The organism is Nocardia inohanensis NBRC 100128 (assembly GCF_001612945.1).
GTDB lineage: Bacteria > Actinomycetota > Actinomycetes > Mycobacteriales > Mycobacteriaceae > Nocardia > Nocardia inohanensis.
In genome coordinates this window covers 484,070-500,771 of sequence record NZ_BDBK01000001.1, presented here as the reverse complement: position 1 = coordinate 500,771, position 16,702 = coordinate 484,070, and the positions used below count along the sequence as shown (strand labels likewise).

At 68.0% G+C, this 16,702-nt stretch carries 20 protein-coding genes and 1 tRNA gene; 15 read left to right on the top strand and 6 right to left on the bottom strand.

Annotated elements, in window-relative coordinates; all coding sequences use genetic code 11:
• From NI1_RS02440 to NI1_RS02430, 3 genes are read right to left on the bottom strand one after another with little or no spacing between them, the layout of a single operon-like run.
• Positions 1-426, bottom strand: coding sequence for an arsenate reductase ArsC (locus NI1_RS02440; protein WP_067813613.1), 426 nt, complete (start codon positions 424-426; stop codon positions 1-3).
• Positions 423-1,130, bottom strand: a complete 708-nt coding sequence (locus NI1_RS02435) for an aquaporin (RefSeq protein ID WP_067813611.1) — start codon at positions 1,128-1,130, stop codon at positions 423-425. Before NI1_RS02435 ends, NI1_RS02440 begins: the two co-directional genes overlap by 4 nt.
• Entirely contained in the window at positions 1,127-1,444 is a 318-nt protein-coding gene (locus tag NI1_RS02430; RefSeq protein WP_245663095.1) for an ArsR/SmtB family transcription factor, read from the bottom strand. Before NI1_RS02430 ends, NI1_RS02435 begins: the two co-directional genes overlap by 4 nt.
• A gap of 172 nt (positions 1,445-1,616) precedes the next feature.
• Here NI1_RS02430 and arsM point away from each other — a divergent pair, with 172 nt between their 5' ends.
• Genes arsM through NI1_RS02415 form a run of 3 tightly spaced genes read left to right on the top strand, consistent with a single transcriptional unit; the run spans position 1,617 to position 4,206 of the window.
• Positions 1,617-2,438, top strand: a complete 822-nt coding sequence (gene arsM, locus NI1_RS02425; protein ID WP_067815130.1) for an arsenite methyltransferase — start codon at positions 1,617-1,619, stop codon at positions 2,436-2,438.
• A gap of 4 nt (positions 2,439-2,442) precedes the next feature.
• Positions 2,443-3,618: an MFS transporter gene (locus tag NI1_RS02420; RefSeq protein ID WP_084522477.1), complete on the top strand. Its 1,176-nt coding sequence runs from the start codon at positions 2,443-2,445 to the stop codon at positions 3,616-3,618.
• A gap of 21 nt (positions 3,619-3,639) precedes the next feature.
• Complete coding sequence (locus NI1_RS02415; protein ID WP_157534909.1) at positions 3,640-4,206, top strand: hypothetical protein; 567 nt, start codon at positions 3,640-3,642, stop codon at positions 4,204-4,206.
• A gap of 195 nt (positions 4,207-4,401) precedes the next feature.
• On the opposite strand, the gene NI1_RS02410 is transcribed toward NI1_RS02415, so the two are convergent.
• Positions 4,402-4,794, bottom strand: a complete 393-nt coding sequence (locus NI1_RS02410; protein ID WP_084522476.1) for a hypothetical protein — start codon at positions 4,792-4,794, stop codon at positions 4,402-4,404.
• 17 nt (positions 4,795-4,811) lie between these two features.
• The gene (locus NI1_RS02405) at positions 4,812-5,033 is read right to left on the bottom strand and encodes a MarR family transcriptional regulator (protein ID WP_067813605.1); all 222 of its coding nucleotides are present in this window, start codon (positions 5,031-5,033) and stop codon (positions 4,812-4,814) included.
• A gap of 387 nt (positions 5,034-5,420) precedes the next feature.
• Here NI1_RS02405 and NI1_RS02400 point away from each other — a divergent pair, with 387 nt between their 5' ends.
• From NI1_RS02400 to NI1_RS02390, 3 genes are all read left to right on the top strand, one after another.
• Positions 5,421-6,320 carry a helix-turn-helix domain-containing protein gene (locus NI1_RS02400; RefSeq protein ID WP_084522475.1) on the top strand — a complete coding sequence of 300 codons (900 nt, stop codon included), beginning with the start codon at positions 5,421-5,423 and terminating at the stop codon, positions 6,318-6,320.
• On the top strand, positions 6,317-6,505 hold the full coding sequence (locus NI1_RS02395) for a DUF397 domain-containing protein (RefSeq protein ID WP_067813602.1): 189 nt from the start codon (positions 6,317-6,319) through the stop codon (positions 6,503-6,505). The genes NI1_RS02400 and NI1_RS02395 overlap by 4 nt, the downstream gene beginning before the upstream one ends.
• Before the next feature lie 75 nt (positions 6,506-6,580).
• A complete protein-coding gene (locus tag NI1_RS02390; protein WP_067813599.1) occupies positions 6,581-7,228 on the top strand; it encodes a hypothetical protein in 648 nt (215 codons plus the stop codon).
• On the opposite strand, the gene NI1_RS02385 is transcribed toward NI1_RS02390, so the two are convergent.
• Complete coding sequence (locus tag NI1_RS02385) at positions 7,229-7,864, bottom strand: DUF8175 domain-containg protein (RefSeq protein WP_067813597.1); 636 nt, start codon at positions 7,862-7,864, stop codon at positions 7,229-7,231. It abuts the gene before it with no gap.
• Positions 7,865-8,220: 356 nt separating this feature from the next.
• Between NI1_RS02385 and NI1_RS02380 the strand changes: the two genes are divergently transcribed.
• The 9 genes from NI1_RS02380 (at position 8,221) to NI1_RS02340 (ending at position 16,588) form a co-directional block, all read left to right on the top strand.
• The gene (locus tag NI1_RS02380; protein WP_157534908.1) at positions 8,221-9,333 is read left to right on the top strand and encodes a hypothetical protein; all 1,113 of its coding nucleotides are present in this window, start codon (positions 8,221-8,223) and stop codon (positions 9,331-9,333) included.
• A gap of 22 nt (positions 9,334-9,355) precedes the next feature.
• Positions 9,356-10,138 carry a DUF8176 domain-containing protein gene (locus tag NI1_RS02375; RefSeq protein WP_157534907.1) on the top strand — a complete coding sequence of 261 codons (783 nt, stop codon included), beginning with the start codon at positions 9,356-9,358 and terminating at the stop codon, positions 10,136-10,138.
• Positions 10,139-10,184: 46 nt separating this feature from the next.
• A complete protein-coding gene (locus NI1_RS02370; RefSeq protein ID WP_067813591.1) occupies positions 10,185-11,060 on the top strand; it encodes a MinD/ParA family ATP-binding protein in 876 nt (291 codons plus the stop codon).
• Between the two features lie 398 nt (positions 11,061-11,458).
• A complete protein-coding gene (locus tag NI1_RS02365) occupies positions 11,459-12,043 on the top strand; it encodes a hypothetical protein (RefSeq protein WP_157534906.1) in 585 nt (194 codons plus the stop codon).
• A gap of 18 nt (positions 12,044-12,061) precedes the next feature.
• Entirely contained in the window at positions 12,062-13,756 is a 1,695-nt protein-coding gene (locus NI1_RS02360) for a cutinase family protein (protein ID WP_067813588.1), read from the top strand.
• A gap of 58 nt (positions 13,757-13,814) precedes the next feature.
• Positions 13,815-14,615 carry a DUF8176 domain-containing protein gene (locus tag NI1_RS02355; protein WP_067813586.1) on the top strand — a complete coding sequence of 267 codons (801 nt, stop codon included), beginning with the start codon at positions 13,815-13,817 and terminating at the stop codon, positions 14,613-14,615.
• A gap of 124 nt (positions 14,616-14,739) precedes the next feature.
• Positions 14,740-14,815 (top strand) — tRNA-Gly (locus tag NI1_RS02350).
• 158 nt (positions 14,816-14,973) lie between these two features.
• A complete protein-coding gene (locus tag NI1_RS02345; RefSeq protein WP_067815121.1) occupies positions 14,974-15,291 on the top strand; it encodes a hypothetical protein in 318 nt (105 codons plus the stop codon).
• Between the two features lie 121 nt (positions 15,292-15,412).
• The gene (locus tag NI1_RS02340) at positions 15,413-16,588 is read left to right on the top strand and encodes a hypothetical protein (protein WP_067813584.1); all 1,176 of its coding nucleotides are present in this window, start codon (positions 15,413-15,415) and stop codon (positions 16,586-16,588) included.
• Positions 16,589-16,702: the final 114 nt, after the last annotated feature.

Here is a 16,702-nt window from a genome sequence, read left to right as displayed (position 1 = left end):
CTACGCGCGGTCTGCGCCGATCGGGACGCCGAGGGTGGCGAGCAGGTCGCGGACATGGCGTTCGATGCGGTCCCGGATGGGCCGCACGGACTCCACGTCGCGGCCTGCCGGGTCGTCCAGGACCCAGTCGAGGTAGGTGACGCCCGGGAAGTAGGGGCAGGTGTCGCCGCAGCCCATGGTGACCACGACGGTGGAGGATTCGACGGTTTCGGGGGTGAGGATCTTCGGGGATTGGCCGGTGATATCGATGCCGAGTTCGGCCATCGCCTCGATGGCGGCCGGGTTGATCGCATCGGCGGGAGCTGTTCCGGCGGAACGGACTTCGACGGCATCGCCCGCTAGCTGAGCGAGGAAGCCCTGGGCCATTTGCGAGCGGCCGGCATTGTGCACGCAGACGAACAGGACGCTGGGCTTGGTGGAGGTCATTGCGGCAGGCGGTCTTTCACTCGAGTGGGGTAGAGGACGCCGATCAGGGCGAGACCCGCCAGGGCTCCGGCGAATTGGGCCGCGATGTAGGCGGGGGCGGAGGACGGGGCGATGCCCGCGAAGGTGTCGGTGAAGACCCGGCCGACGGTGACGGCGGGGTTGGCGAAAGAGGTGGAGCTGGTGAACCAGTAGGCCGCGCCGATCCACGCGGCGACCGCGAGCGGGGCGAAGGCGGCTCGGCCGGTGCGCACCAGGGCGAAGATGACGGCGAGAAGTCCCGCGGTGGCGATGAATTCGCCGATCAGGTGGCCGCTGGTAATGCGGTGATGTGTCGAAACCTGGAGTGCGGCCTGGTCGAACATGGCGTTGGCGAGTACCGCGCCGACGATCGCGCCGCCGGTTTGCGCGAGGGTGTACGCGAGCACGCCGGAGCCGGTCAGGCCCACTCCTTCCTGACGCCCGGCCAGCCAATCAGCCAGGGAGACAGCGGGATTGAAGTGGGCTCCGGAGACCGGTCCGAGTACGAGAATCAGCACCGCCAGGCCGAATACGGTGGCGGTGGAGTTCTCCAGCAGCTGGAGTCCGACATTGTCCGGGGACAGCTGCTGGGCGGCGATACCGGATCCGACGACGATGGCGACCAGCGCGGCCGTGCCGAGGAATTCGGCGGCCAGCCGGCGCGGCAGCGGTATCTCGGCGCTCACCGGGGCACAGCCGGGGACAGCGACGACGGGCGCAGCACGTCCGAGAGTCGTTGCAGGGCTTCGGGAATGACCCGGTAGTACACCCAGGTCCCCCGGCGCTCGGAGGTGAGCAGGCCCGCTTCCCGCAGCACCTTGAGATGGTGGGAGATGGTGGGCTGCGACAGGTCGAAGGCCGGGGTCAGTTCGCAGACGCAGACCTCCGCGCCGCCCGCCGCGGCGATGAGCGAGAGCAGCCGCAGCCGGACCGGGTCGGCGAGGGCTTTGAAACCCGCCGCGAGACCGCCGGCGGCTTCGGCGCTCAGCGGGGCGGACAGCGTGGTGTTGCAGCAGTCCGCCGAGGCGATGAGCGGGAGATCCTGTTTCGACACCTCTCTATATTGACAGATGTCGAATCAATGCGCCAAGCTTGTATAGATAGATTTCGATACAGCCAGCTCAAGCGAGTGGTTCGTGGGGGTCTGGCATTTCAGGAAGGTCGTGAGTTCCATGCAGAAGGACGAGCTGAGAGAGACCGTGCGGGCGCGATACGCGGCAGCCGCCACCGCCGTCGCCGGCGGTGCGGTCGCCACGGATTGCTGCGGGGCCGAATGCTGCACGACCGAAGCGGTCGACGAGACAGCCGCCGAGTGCTGTGGGACCGAATGCTGCGCGAGCGGCGCGGTCGACATCGACACCGACTTCGGGGCCGGCCTCTACGGGGCCGAGGACCGGGACCAGTTGCCGGTGCAGGCCGTCGCGGCATCACTGGGCTGCGGGAATCCGACCGCGGTGGCCGAGTTGCGGGCAGGCGAACGGGTTTTGGATCTGGGGTCCGGGGGCGGCATCGACGTGCTGCTGTCGGCGCGACGCGTCGGCCCGGCCGGGCGGGCGTTCGGGGTCGATATGACCGACGAGATGCTGGCGTTGGCGCGTGCGAACGCGAGCAAGGCCGGGGTCGGCAATGTGGAATTCCTGAAGGGCACCATCGAGTCGATTCCCTTGCCCGCCAACTCGATCGACGTGATCATCTCGAATTGCGTGATCAATCTTTCGACCGATAAACCGGCCGTGTTCGCTGAAATGGCACGAGTTCTGGTTCCGGGCGGGCGAATCGGAATCGCCGATGTCGTTGCCGATGACGCACTTACACCCGCACAGCGCGGTGAACGCGGCGACTACGTCGGGTGCATCGCGGGCGCGTTGTCGTTCGACGAGTATCGAAATCACTTGGCGGCAGCCGGGTTCGACGATATCGAGATCACCGCGACGCATGCGGTCGCCGACGGCATGCATTCGGCGATCATCAAGGCGGTGCACCGGCAACAATAGGCCGATGCAACTGGTGTTGGGCAATCGGCCGTTCCGGCTGTTGTGGACGGCACGCACGGTGTCGTTCCTCGGGGATTCGCTGAGCCTGGTCGCGCTGATGCTCTATGTAGCGGGCGAGACCGGGCAGGCGTTGGCGGTTGCCGCGCTTTTGCTGGTGGGTGACTTCACCCCCGCGCTGCTCGGACCGTTGACCGGCGCGCTGGCCGATCGGTTCGAGCGGCGGCGGGTGATGGTGAGTTGCGAACTGGCGCAGGCGGTCGTGATGGTGGTCGTCGCGCTCTGGCTGCCGTCGCTGGGCCCGCTGCTGGTGCTGGTGGGTGTGCGGGCCATCGCCGGGCAGATCTTCCAGCCCGCATCCCGCGCGGTGGTGCCGGGGCTGGTGCGGGACGAGGATCTCGAAAGCGCCAATGCCGCAGTGGGATTCGGCACCAATGGCGGTGAAGCGCTGGGCCCGTTGGTGGCGGCGGCTCTGCTGCCGTTCATCGGCGTGCGAGGCGTATTCCTGCTGGACGCCGCCAGCTTCCTGCTCTCGGCCGCACTGTTGATCTTCCTGCCCGCAACCCCCAAGGAAGACAACGAATCTCGCGGTTCACTGCTGACCGAAACCAAGGCGGGCCTGCGCTATATCGCGACCACTCCCCTACTCCGCGCCCTCGGCCTCGGCTTCTTCGCGGTCGTCGCCTGCAACGGCATCGACGATGTGGCGCTGGTCTTCCTCGCGAAAGACACTCTGCACGGCGGCGATTCAGCGGTAGCGATCCTGCTCGCGGCGGTAGGCATCGGCCTGCTGGCCGGGTACGCCCTACTCGCTCGGCCCTACCCGCGCCTGTCCATACCCGTACTGCTCATCGCGGGCTTCGCCGTCAGCAGCGCCGGCAACCTGCTCACCGGCCTGGTCGGAGCCGTCGCCGCCGCCTTCGCCGTCCAAGCCGTGCGCGGACTCGGCATCGCCGGCATGGATGTCGCCACCAACACCCTCGTCCAGCGCACCGTCCCCGCCGATCTGCTCGGCCGCGTCTTCGGCACCCTCTACGGCGCGATCGGCATCGCCGCCGCCCTCTCCTACCTCGGCGGCGGCATCCTGCTCGACCTCACCGGCCCCCGTACCGCGTTCCTCGTCGCCGGCATCGGCGGCCTCGCCGCCACCCTCGGCACCGCCCTCGCCATCCGCAGACGATGAACCGGCGAGTGGCACACCACCGTGGATTTCGTCCGGATTTCCCGCACTGGTGTGCCGCTCGACGATGGGCTCGGCGGGGGTGGCGGCGAGTTCGGTGCGGAGGGCGGCCACTTCGGCGATGAGCTCGTCACGCAGGAGTTCGCGCTCGCGGAGGCTGTCGCGCAGCGAGGCGATGGTGTCCTCGAGCGACGCCAGCTTCTGGTCGGCCCCTTTCATCCGCCAGGCGATGACGGCGTGGCGATCCACATCCGTGCTGGCGGAGTGCACCCAGGTGAGGACGTGGTCGAGAAAGTCCGGCGGCTTGGGAGTGTCGGCATGCGATTCCCAGCCGCGCCGGTCCGCGGGTTTGGTGGAAAGCACCTGGTCGCCGTCGCGCGGCGAGACCATATGAGCGCGGGTGAGTTTGCCCGCGCTCGTGACGGTGACCGTGAGTCGGTAGATCCCCGCGAGATGCATACGGAGTTCAGCGGTACCGCGGCCGTCAGCGTCGATAACGCCCAGCCACGGCCCCTCAGCTGTGACGATGATCGAATCGAGAACCTCGAGCTGGCCGACGCCCCGGCGCAGCCGGGTGACGCTGGTACGTAGGTCCTCGGGTGTGGCGGTCATCTGGTCCCAGTGCATCCGACCTCTATTTCTGCTCCGACCGGCTCCGGCAATACTCATCGAACATATAGGGCACCGGTTCGCAACCCGCGCCCGGCGTGTCCGGGCGCGTCGCGGTCGAAAATGTGCGGCGGCAGCACAAGGCTTTCACTTCGGGGACCGCGGCCAGTCGATGCGCTAACCGGCCTCGCGGTCGGCGGCGGCTATCTGGTCATGGAATCTTTTGTGGACCCAGTGGCGCTCGCCGAGCAGGGTTACCTGGGTCCAGCGGCCGGATGGCGGGCCGAGGCGGGTGGTGCGGGGCATGGTGCCGAGGAGGTGGCGGGGGCGGCTGCCACCGGAGAGTTTGGTGCTTTCCAGGATGTGGATGGCGGTTGGAGTTATTGCTACGCAACGGTATTTGTTGAGAAAGAGGGTTAGGCCGGTTAGGTAGGTGATGAGGAAGTAGGTGAAGTTCGGGGCGGATTGGGCGATGAACGCCTGGCGGATTTCGGCGGCCTCGGGGAGGAAAGGGGCCGCGCGCTGAACCAGATCGGGTCGGGGCTGCACCGGTGGGTGCGTGCTGTCCACGGTGTACAGGGTACCGGTCAGGCGAAGCGGGCGGCTTTGGTGGCGAGGGCGGCGCGGCCGCGCGGGGTGATGCGGTGGCGGTTCCCGGGGGCGGGGGTGATGAGGCCGCGAGAAGTCAGGTGGGAGATGGCGTTTCGGGTTCGCCAGGGGGTGAGGGTGGAGGCTTGCTGGATTTCCCGGAGGGTGCGGGCGGCGCCGGGGCGGAGGACGCGGAGGACTGCTATTTCGGCGGGAGTCATTGGAGGGGTTGGGCTTTCGTTCGGAGGGGGCGGTGGCGGCCGGGTGAGCGGTTGTTGGTGCGGGGGACTTCGAGGTGTCCGCCGGTGAGCAGGGGTAGGTGGACTACGGAGGGTGTGGTGGAGTGCGCTTCGCGGTGGAAATCCCACCATGAGCGGGCGATTACCGTTACGCAGAGGGCGGTTATGGACAGCAGTGCGCAGATTTCCCAGGACATTTCGATGCCTTCCGACGAAACATGCTTGCGCTGAATACTTTCCGGGGCAAATACTTGGTGATACCACTTTGACGATTGCGGGGCAGGAGGGGAAGGCGTTTTCCGAAAGCTGTTGGCGTTCCACCATTGGCCGGTCCGTGGTGGGGTATCCCCAGATAGAGAGGCTAACGAAATGGTCGGGTCCACGGTGCCCAGTAGGGCATTCGGTCGGTTTCTCAATGGGCTTCGCGAGCAGTCCGGAACGTCGCTATTGGCAGCCGGATTGGCCATAGACACTTCCAAGCAAACAATCCTCCGGTTGGAGGGCGGTCAGCCGACGAAAATCTCTACGCCGCAATTGAAGTCGTTGCTCGACCTGTATCGGGTAGGTCCGGCGGTGTACGCGCAGGCACTCGAGCTGTGGCATCAGGTGCGGCAGCAGGCCAAGACCGCGAAGCTCGACGGCAGTTACAAAGGGTGGTGGCAGGCGTATTCGGATCAATACGCGCCGCATTTCGACCACTACCTGCGGCTCGAAGCCGGAGCGAACAAGATGGTTTCGCATCAGCTCGTACTCGTACCCGGCCTGCTGCAAACGCCCGCCTACCGCCGGGCGCTCGTCGGGGTGCAGGAGCCGGACCTGCCCGCCGCCGACATCGAGCGCCGCCTCGAACTGACAGCCAGGCGACGAGAACGCTTGGCCGAGCCTGGTTTCCACGTAGCGGCTCTGCTGTCGGAGGCGGTTTTGATGCACCAGCCGGGTGATCCGGCTGTGATGGTCGATCAGCTGCGGTACCTGATGGACGTCGGCACCAGCGACAATGTGTCCATCCGCGTGGTGCCCTTCACCGCGAGTGCGCACCGCGGCCTGGGGGTGCAGTCGTTCACATTGCTCGGATTTCCGCACCTGACAATCAATTTGGTCGACCCGCCGATCGTGTACATCGACGGCGCAGAGGGTGCTCTCTATCTGGAGCGCACCGATGTGATCGCCCGATTCCGGCAGGCGATTACGAACATGCAGCGAGTAGCATTGAGCGAGAACGACACCAGAGATCTGATGTCGTCCCGTGCGAAGGAGTTTCTGTCGTGAGTGCAGATCTATCCGGTGCCCAGTGGTTCAAGTCTTCCCGCTCCGCCAACGCCAACGAATGCGTCGAAGTCGCCTTCCTCGGCGCGGAGGCCGCGCACGTCGGGGTGCGGGATTCGAAGGACCCCGGAGGTCCTGCGCTCGTGTTCTCCGGCGCGGAGTGGGATCGGTTCCTCGGCATCGTCTGACCCGATCGGGTTCAGTGGGCTTGCGGCGCAAGGTTTTCGGCGTTTCGCGGGAGTGATGCGCGGAGAATAGCGCAGATGTATGACTACTCTTTCGACTGGCAGTTCACCATCGCGCCCGATCAGCACCGGACGCCGCGGGCGTGCGGGTATCTGCTCGGGCTGACGCTGGGCTCCTCGGCCAAGCTCGGGGCGGACCTGCATACGCCGGCGGTGTACACCGATCCGCACGGGAGCTATCCGGGGCTGGCGGGCGCTTATGAAGCGGCCGGTAAGACGGTGAGTTCTTGCGGGGTGCTGGAGAGCTTGCAGTGGAGTGGGGCCGCGGCGGATCCGATCCACCTGTCGTTCTTCGTGGGTGAGAAGAATCGGGCGGTATTGCACGAGTTCCAGGGGGCGATCACGAGCGAGGTGCGCGAGTTGCGGTTCTGGGTGGTCGGTTACGAGTCGGCGGCCGGGGCGGGCAGCTGGTTCGAGGGCGCGTATCCGATCGGGAGCTGGCCGTCGGGGCAGGAGGGACTGGTGCGGGGGCGGCTGGTGAGGAACGCGGACTCGCTGGCGTTCCAGCTGAGTGAGACTGCCGTCGAGATCAGGGATGCGCGCACCAAGATGTACGAGTGCCGGCTGAGCCTGGTTCCGCCGACCGATGGCACCTACACGCTGTTCAGTGCGGAGTCCAAGACCGCCAAGGTGGTTCAGCCCTGGGGGTTGAAGATCGCCAAGTAGCTATTTGGCCGCGGCCAGTGCGACCGCGTCGGCGGGGACGCTTTTGACCGAGTGCACCGTCACCGTCTTGGCGGCCGGGTCGGGGAGCAGCAGCCGCCAGTCCTCGGCGGACCATGTCACCGTGGTGTCGGTGGCGGTGATGCTGGCGTCGGAGTAGGTGGCGTACACGGTCAGGGTGGTGCGGGCCGGATCGTAGGTGGTGATCTTGTAGGCCGTGAAGTGCGGAGCCACGGCCGGATCGGTCGCGGCCGTGATGGACAGCTGCACACGCGCCAGCACCCAGGCGTCCTTGCCCGGACCGGGCTGAAGGACGTTGGCGGCCAGCGCGGGCCAGACCGAATCGGGGGCCAGCGACAGCCGGGCGCTGTGATTGATGGCGGCCAGCGCCGCGCCCTGCGGGGTATGGGTGTAGCCGATGGGGACGCTGGCCAGTTTGGTCGGGCCGTCCTTGCCGCCGATGGGTAACTGGACGCCCTGGTAGTTCTCCCAGCGCAGCTCGGCCGGCGCGCGCGACGGATCCGGCGGCTGGGTGGTCACCGCGATCTCGGCGGGCTCTGCACTGCCACAAGCGGTCAGGACGAAAGCGGCGAACAGGACCAGGGCTAGTTGCTCTGAATGTGCTGTGCGAGCGCGCATCGGATTTCCCCCTCGAAGAATGCGGGCGGGCGAGAGATATTGGGGCGCAGGATGGTTCCCCGGGGTGCGGCCGATCCTACGAGCACTTAAGTGCCGTTCTTAAGAATTCGTGCCGACTGGCTCGTATCCGGTTGTCCGAAGACGGGTTACGAGTAAGATCTGGACCGCAAGATGATCATCGCACGGTGGTGGGGATTCATCATGGGACATTTCGAGGATATTCGGGTGAACCACACGCGATGCGGGCCGGTGGTGTGGAATGCCATGGTGTCCAGGGGGATTCGGGCGACGCGGCCCGCCGCTGTCCATTCGGGGAACGGGAATGGGAAATGACCAAGAGATTAACTTCCATCGCATTGTCGATGCTGCCGGTCGCGCTGGTGATGAGCCAGGGCGTCAGCGCCGCCGCGCCCGGGCAGCCCGGGCTGGCGGTGCCGGGTGAAGGGCAGCCGGGGCTCACCACACCCAACCAGCCCGCGGTGAATACGCCGAGCCCGGCGGATTACATTCCGGACCCGCCGGTGGCGGCGCCGTCGCGGCCACGGCCGAGCCAGCAGACGAATCCGCAGATGGATACGTATGTGCAGCCGAAGGTGCAGCAGGAGCAGTCGGGCGGCGGGGAAGCCGAAGCGACTCAGCCGGAAACGCCTGCACCTGCGGTGTTGTCAACCGATCCGCACAAGCTGCGGGTGGGGACGAGTTCGGTTGAGTTGCCGGACTTCGTCGATGAGAAGTCGCGTAACAAGGCCCAGGCGTACCTGGACATGACGGAGTGGCAGATCGCCGCCTTCTACGACAGCATGGGCTTCTCGCGCACCGACTCCGACCGCATGGCCGCCACCAGCTCGATGGGCGCGCTCTTGGGGGCAGGCACCGTAGGTGTCGCAGCACCAGCGGCTTTGGTGCCGATCGGGTGTGGTGTCGGCGCCGTTGTGGGCGCTGTCGCGGGTGGCTTGATCGGCGGCATTCCGACTGCTGGAGTTGGGGCACCCGCTGGTGCAATCGTCGGCGGCATTGCCGGATGTGTTGGCGGCGGCTCGCTCGGCGGCATGGCCGCTGTCCCGCTGGTAGTGGCCGGCGGCGCACTCGCCGCTCTGGCGGGCGGTGCCCTCAGCGGCGGCAACGCCAGCCAACCAGCACCCGCAGACCCTGCCACGGTCAACGCCGCCGCGACGATCAACCCTGCCCCAGCACAGGTTTCGGCCCCCATCGTCGAAGCAGTCGCGCAGATCGCCCCCGCTCCCGTCGCCCAAGCCATCGAACCCGTCGCCGAGCAGGTCTACACCGCGGTCGACAATGCCGTCACCCAGGTCAATCAAGTGGTCGAGCAGCAGGTCGTCCCCGTGGTGCAGCAGGTGGTGGAAGACGCCACGCACCAGGTCGATTCGTTCCGCAGCGCGGTGGAGAACATGCCCGCGCTGACCCCCGAAGCCTTCCTGGCCGCGATCGCACCCGCGCCGGGTGCGTGACCGGAACGGCACGGGAGACGCCGTGATCGAACAGGACGATGCCCTATCGGCGCGCCCGCCGCTGCCCGCGCTCGACCCGGTAGCGAGCGAATCGGAGACCGCCGCGGCGGCTCCGGGCTGGGCGCAATGGCTGGACGAGAGTGCCGCCCCGGCCGAACCGGTCGGCGACCGGGAATCCCGGCTCAGCGCAACCGAACTGCTCGCCGAGGATCCGATGGCCCCGCTGGTCCTCGAAGCCCGGCGGCGCGCGGCCCAGACCCAGCGGCGGCGGCTGCTGCGCGATCGGTTCCTGATCGCCGGCGTGGCGCTGCTGGTGCTGGTCGTGGCCGGGGCCGGCATCTGGCTGACCTTCACGCCGGAAGCGGACGAGCCGCTCGCCACTCCCCCATCGACTTCCGAGACCGCGCCCGCGAACGCCCAACCCGGACTGAACGTCTGGTGCCCGGTGGTCAACACCCCGGATCGGGTGATCGGTTCCGGCGCGGGTGATCCCGGCTCCGGTCCCGGCGCCATCATGCAGCTCGAGTACGCCTGGTATGTGCTGCGCGATCCGGTGGCGGTGCGCGCGCTGCTCACCCCGGACGCGCAGGCCGCCAGCGAACAGGCCACGCGCACCGCCATTTCCGGGACGCCGGCCGGGACGCAGCATTGCGTGACCATCACGCCGCTGGGCTCGGATCGCTGGAATGTGAACGTGGACGAGCTGCGGCCCGACGGTTCCCGGCCGTCCTGGCAGCAGATCATGATCACCACCGTGTCGGGTGGGCAGGCGCGGATCAGCGCCATTCTGGCGGGAGGCAATTGATGAGCGCCCGCCGCCGCAGCACACCGCCCGGAGCGGGAGGTGACTGATGACGCAGATCGACGACTTCCTGCGCGGCCTGGAGGATCGCGTCCGGCAGGAGACCGAACCGCCGGTACTGTCGCAGCCCGCGGCCGCCGGATCACCCACGGACCCGGTGCCTTTGCGTGGCGGGCAGGGGCGGCTGCTGCGCGCGGCGGTGCCGTCGATGCTGGTGCTGGGCGGTTCCGGGTCGTCGGGGGCCTCGACGACGGCGCTCGGGCTGGCGGCCGCGGCGGCGGTCGACAGCGAAGGTGAGGTGTGGCCGGTAGCGGTGGATGCCACGCTCGGCGGGGGCGATCTCGCGCTGCGCGGCTGTGATCTGTCGAAACCGGCGGGCACGCTCCAGAAATGGCTGGACGCACCGCATCCCGAGCTGGCCTCGATGGTCGGCGCGTACGCGGGCCAGACCAGCACGGGGGTGCGGGTGCTCAGCCGCAGCCCGGATGCCCTGCCGCGGCGGGAATCCCTGGTCTCGGTGGCCCGGCATCTCGAAACCGCCGGGCTGCTGGCGGTTTTCGATGCGGGCGCGCCGGTGACCAGCCGGCTGGCCGCGCCGCTGCTGGCCGATCCGCGCGTCGGGCTGGTGCTGACGGTGGCGGCGCGGGCGGATGCCATCAACCGGCTGCAACCGGCGCTGCAATGGCTGGACGAGAACTACAGCGAGTTCGTGGTCGGCGACGCGGTGATCGTGCTGACCGAACAGGTGCCCGGATCCGCGGCGGCGGTCGTCGATCATGTGCGCACCCATCTCGGGTCCTGGGTGCGTGAAGTAGTGAAGGTGCCCTTCGACATTCACCTCGCCGGGGGCGGGGTCATTTCCTGGCATCGCCTCACCGCCGAGACCCGCGACGCGTACCTCTCCCTGCTGGGGGCGCTGCGATGACCACCTTCCGCGAGCGCCCCGCCTCCCCCTGGGCCGACGAGCACGATCTTCCGCACCGGGCAACGCGCTCGACGCCGCGCCTCGGCGCTCGGGTCTCCGGCCCCGCACTGTCATCGGCAGGGGAACGCACGGCCGGCGAACGCTTGGATGCTGTGCGGCCCTGGCATTTATCGCGTGGCGGTGCGGACGACACTACGACCGCCGGGCTCGACGAATCGGCCGCGGGGTTCCATACGGGTTCGGCGGACGAGGCCGGGTTATCCGACGATGCGGGCGACGCTCGGAAATCGGGGCTCGGTGCGGTGGCCGGTCGACGCGCATCCGGCGGCACGGAGTCACCCGATCCGGCTGGGCCGCCTGCGCTTTCGACGCCGCCGGTCCCGATGTGGCATCGGGCGGTGCCCAATCCCACTGGGCCGCCGCCACTGTTGTGGCTGGTCGGGGTGCACGGCGGGGCCGGGGTGAGCAGTCTCGCGGCGAGCATGAGCTGGGCCGGGGACGCGGGGCAACGCTGGCCGGCGCGCATCGGGCTGGGCGCGGATATGGATTCGCCGCTGGTGGTGCTGGTGGCGCGATCGCATATGCGGGGCATCAACACGTTGCAGCGCGCGCTGCTGGCGCATCAGCGGCAGGCCACCCCGGCCGGGAGTCAGGTCGTGGGGATCCTCACCGTCGCCGATTCCGCACGCCCGCTGCCCGCTCCGGTCGCCACCCGGCGCGAACAGGCCGAGGCGCTGGCCCACGAACTCGGCGCGCGCACCTGGCGGCTCGGCTGGCTGGAGCCCTGGCGCGCCCTGGAACCACACGAACTGGCGGCGTGGACGCCCGCACAAGGCATTTCGCCGCTCGACGACGGGGATCCCACCCGCACACCACCGCAACCGGTTCGGCTTCTCGCCGAGCAGATCCTCATCGCCGCCCGGCAGGCCGGCGCGAGGATCACCGCACGCGTGTCCCCGGACGCGCCCTCCGCGAGCCCATGAACTAAAACGAGGTGCGATGTGCATCGGAAACTGTTGTCCACGGGAGCGATCCGGAACTCGGCGCTGATCACGGCGGCCGTATGCGCCGTCGCGGCGGTGGCCGTGGGCGGGGCGCGCGGGGATACGCCCAGTACGCAGATATCGCTCGACAAATGCCCGGCGTTGTTCGCGTTCGGGGTTCAAGGGACCGGGGAGTCGTCGCCGGACGCGGCCATCACCACCGACACCGGGATGCTGTCCACGGTCTTCCGGCCCATGATGGCCGATGCCACCGAACTGGTGTCGCGGGCGTACGTGCCCTACGACGCCTCGTTCGGCGGGGCGGTGGCCACCGGGACCACGCCGTATCTGCAATCGGTGACCAAGGGCGTGGACACCCTGAAGTCGATGGTCAAGCAGGTGAGCGAGCGGTGCCCGAGCACGCGGATCGCCATCACCGGGTATTCGCAAGGCGCGCATGTGGCTTCGCTGTTCGCGCAGGAGGTCGGGGCGGGCAAGGGGGTGGTGCCGGCCGACAAGGTGGTGGCGGTGGCGCTCTTCGGCGACCCCACCCGCAATGCGGGGGCGGGGCTGTTCCCCAGCTCGCCCGGCAAGTCCAAACCCGATGCCGCGCCCGGGACCAGCGGGACCGCCGTTGCCGCGCTGGAGGATCCGCCGCAGTATTCGATGGGCGCCACCGGATCCGGGATGGGCAACGACAAGAACGCGGCGGTCAGTTTCGGCAGTCTCGCCGGGCGGGTCGCCAGCTTCTGCTCCAGCGGGGACCTGGCCTGTGACGCGCCCAGTGGGTCGCCGATCGTGCGGGCGGTCGCCAATATCGCCTCGCAGGTGGAGATTTCGGGCGGGGATCCGATCGCCTCGCTGAAATCGGTGGCGGAGGCGCTGGCCTACACCTCGATCAAGACCTTCACCTCGGTGGTGAACAACGACGTCAAGGGCGAGTCGATCGCGAACCTGTCCTACGAGCCGAAGAAGTCGATCTCCGAGCGGATCGCCGAGGCGTCGAATCCGCAGACCACAGTGGATGTGGGGTCGGCGTTCCAGGCGCTCATCAAGATCGGGACGCTGGCGCTCAATTCCGTGGTGTCGGTGGTGAAGTCGGTGCTCACGGCCACCAATATCGCCGAGATCGCGACGGCCGGGCTGGCGAATCCGATCGCGGGGCTGGCGGTGCTGGGGACCAAACTGGTCAGTGCGGTCACGAATTTGGTGCCGCCGACGACGGTCAGCAATCTGGTGACGCAGGCGTTCACGGCGGTGTCGACCAATATCACCGACAACAAGGATCTGCTCGACGTGACCACCTGGTCGCGGTACTGGAACATGGCGCAGAAGCATGATTACACCGTCGCGCCGGGGGCCGACTTCGGGGAGAGCGCGACGCAGTACGCCGGGCGATGGTTCGCGGCCATCGCGCAGGATCTGTCGGGGGTCGCGGGCAGCGGGACGATGCCGAGCGGGGGTAGCGACAAGCCGACCGGCGGGTTCGATTTCCAGGGGAGCACGACGGTGACCACCAGTGCGATGCCCGGGTTCCCGCTCGGGGGCGGGGCGACGACGACGGGTAGTGCGCCCAGCACGCCGGGGTTGTTCGGGACCACGAGTCCGTCGTCCAGCGGGGTGCCGTTGTTCGAGAGTTCCGGTGCACCGAGTAGCGGACCGACCGGTGGGAATCCGATCGTTCCCGGGACCCAGCCGCAGGTCTCGAAATGAGGACAGGGGGCGTGATGAGCAGGCATTACGGCGTCCGGCGCGAATTACGGGCAGTGCTATGAACACTCGCGAATCCGAGCCGCCGGACCCCGAGCCGGCGGGCGACGGGGCGTACAGCGGGAGCTGGGCCGATTGGATCGAACCCGCGCCGGAACCCGTTCGGGCGCGAGGGGTTTACCGGGATTACGACAGCCGGTATCCGGAGGACGACTACGACGACTACGACGATGACTACGACGAGCCCGCACCGGCGCGGCGGGTCGGGGTGCATCGGCGCAGTGAACCCGGGCGGGCGTGGATGGTGCCGGTGCTGGGGATACTCGGCGTGCTCGCGGTGGTGGCGGCCATCGCGGTGCAGGTGTCGAAAATCACGGGGTCGCAAGAGCATCCGACAGCGGTGGCTACGGTTCCGGCGGTGGTCTCGGCGACCACGACCACGACCTCGGCCGAACCGGCAGCGGCGGCAGCGGGGAGCTGTGCGAGCGAGGTCAGCGGGGGGCATGTGCGCGGGAACGGGCCGGGCAGTACGCGATCCGGGCCGGAGGTCATCCTCGCGCTTCAGAACCGGTACTACGTGGATCGATCCGGGGCCAAGGTGCGGGAGATGTACGCGCCGGACGCGGCCGCGCCGAGCGTGGCGCAGATCCAGGCGGGGATCGACTCGATACCGGCCGGGACCACCTACTGCGTGCAGATCGTGCCGGGGCCGTTCGACGGGCAGCACGTCATGGTGGTGAACGAGACGCATCCCGATTCGACCAAGAAGACCTGGCCGCCGCAGCTGGTGCTGACCGTGACGTCCGGGGATCGCACCTTGATCAGTGCCATCGTGCCGCTCGAGGACAACACGCCGCGGTAGTACGGGCGGCACGCCGGATTCCGGGCAAATACCGGCATTACGCAGGCGTTTTGGAACTTCCGCATGTCGTGGGCTAATGTTCTCTCTCGCAAGCCACGGACGGAAACGCCCAGGTGAGCGGTTTGCGGATGTAGCGCAGCTGGTAGCGCATCACCTTGCCAAGGTGAGGGTCGCGAGTTCGAATCTCGTCATCCGCTCCAACGAAACCCCGGAACGGCCATTCGGCTGGACCGGGGTTTCGTCGTTTCGGGACACGATCTCGCCACCCGCCGCGACACGCTGTGAAACCAGCAGGGGCACAGGACATCTCACACAGGTTCCGATGCCGGTATGGCCGAAATGGCGGTACCTTCGTGTGGTGACGATCATGCTCAGCGCTCTCCAAGACACTGTGCTCCTCCACAGCTCCGGGCTCGGTGACACCCTGGCCCAGTTGGGCAACCCCACGCCCGAAACCCCGCCGGTGGCGGACAAGCTGCTGAAGCTGGTCCGCTACTTCACCTGGTTCATCCTGCTGTCGGGGGTCCTGGCGATCACCTACGCCGGCGGCCGGTTCGCCTGGGAGAAGTGGTCCGGCAGTGGACTCGCCTCGCCGAAGATGGTGGCGGGGGCGATGATCGGCGGGATCATCGCGACCAGCGCGGGAACCATCATGAACGCGGCGATCGGGTCCTGATCGCCCGCGGGACACACCGCGACGCCACCGGCATGACCGAGGGTGCGTCGCGGTTGCGCCGTGCTGTCGGTACCCGGCGCTAGGCTCGTCGAACAGACTGGCGAACGAAGTAGGGGCCGCCTTGACGAGCAGTGAGACACGCGCCGACCTTTACGGCGACCTGGGTGACGGCGTGACCTTCGGGTTCGAGGACGTCAACCAGGTGGTGGCCGAACTGGTGGCCGAACAGGCCGTGGAACGCCCACGCGACGGCGAGCTCATCACCTGCCGGCTGGGTCTGGACGGCGAGCCCCCCGAAACGCTGACCGTCCTCGGTTCCCGCTTCGGCGTCTCCCGGGACCGAGCCCGCCAGCTCTACACCCGCTCGGTCGGCAACCTGGTCCGCCAAACCCAGCTGACCGGCCACCCCGATCTGGATGTCTTCGCACAGCGCTACCCCGTAGGCCGCGGAGACGAGTGGCTGGTTCGCACGCTGCTGGCCGAAACCTATGCCACCGACACCGATATCGCCGCCCAGGACTGGGCCTATCTGAAACTGCGCCTGGCGGGCCACGACCTCCAAGAGTGCAAACGCATCGCCGGCTTCGTCTTCCAGCGTATCGCCGGCTGGCAGCAGAAGGGCCGCTGGCACCTCCTGCCACCCCTGCAACCCGAGGAAGTCCCTGCGGGCGTATGGAATCCGTGGCTGCACCGAGTCGAATGGGGAGCGGGAACACCTGCTGCCCTCCCCGCCGAACCCGCCCGCACCGCCGACCTGACGGACGACGGCCGCGGCCGCATGTACTCCGAAAAACTAGGCCGCGAACTGACTTTCGACACCGGCCTGCAAGCCCGCCTCCTGCGTCTCCTCGACGGTAGCGAACGGGTCGAGACCTTCCAGGAGTTCCCCGCCGCCGTCACCTACGACATCGACGGCAGCGAACGCCTCCACCACCCCACCGTCGCCGCCCGCTTCACCGACGACCGCACCGTCCTGATCGACGTAATCCCCCTCGCCCACACCGCATTCCACGCAAACCGTACGAAAGCCACCGCGGGCCGCGCCTACGCCCACCGTCAGGGTTGGGGCTGGCTGGTCTGGACCGGCAGCCGCCACGGCGTCACCGACCTCGCCCAGCGCCAGGTCGACCCCCGCACCGAGAACATCCTCCGCAACCGCCTGACCTCCGGTCCCCTCGACTGGCCCGAACTCCGCACCCTGCGCACCGAAACCGGCCTCGAACCCTTGGATCTGGCCGCCCTGACCCTGCGCCACCAATGGCGCTGGGACCGCGGGCCGTTCCGCCTCTCCCGCTGATCGCGCCACGGGGTGTGCCGACTGCGACTGCCGGGCGGCCTTTTGCTCCACTTTCGAGGTCCCCCGGTCGGAAAAAGGCCGAAAGTGGAGCAAAAAGCCAACAGTGCTTCGGTA

Coding starts and splice junctions, on each gene's coding strand:
- arsM (WP_067815130.1), top strand. CDS start 1,617: ATGCAGAAGGACGAGCTGAGAGAGACCGTGCGGGCGCGATACGCGGCA.
- NI1_RS02390 (WP_067813599.1), top strand. CDS start 6,581: ATGTATGACTACTCTTTCGACTGGCAGTTCACCATCGCGCCCGATCAG.
- NI1_RS02400 (WP_084522475.1), top strand. CDS start 5,421: ATGGTCGGGTCCACGGTGCCCAGTAGGGCATTCGGTCGGTTTCTCAAT.
- NI1_RS02355 (WP_067813586.1), top strand. CDS start 13,815: ATGAACACTCGCGAATCCGAGCCGCCGGACCCCGAGCCGGCGGGCGAC.
- NI1_RS02440 (WP_067813613.1), bottom strand. CDS start 426: ATGACCTCCACCAAGCCCAGCGTCCTGTTCGTCTGCGTGCACAATGCC.
- NI1_RS02385 (WP_067813597.1), bottom strand. CDS start 7,864: ATGCGCGCTCGCACAGCACATTCAGAGCAACTAGCCCTGGTCCTGTTC.
- NI1_RS02420 (WP_084522477.1), top strand. CDS start 2,443: ATGCAACTGGTGTTGGGCAATCGGCCGTTCCGGCTGTTGTGGACGGCA.
- NI1_RS02405 (WP_067813605.1), bottom strand. CDS start 5,033: ATGACTCCCGCCGAAATAGCAGTCCTCCGCGTCCTCCGCCCCGGCGCC.
- NI1_RS02370 (WP_067813591.1), top strand. CDS start 10,185: ATGACGCAGATCGACGACTTCCTGCGCGGCCTGGAGGATCGCGTCCGG.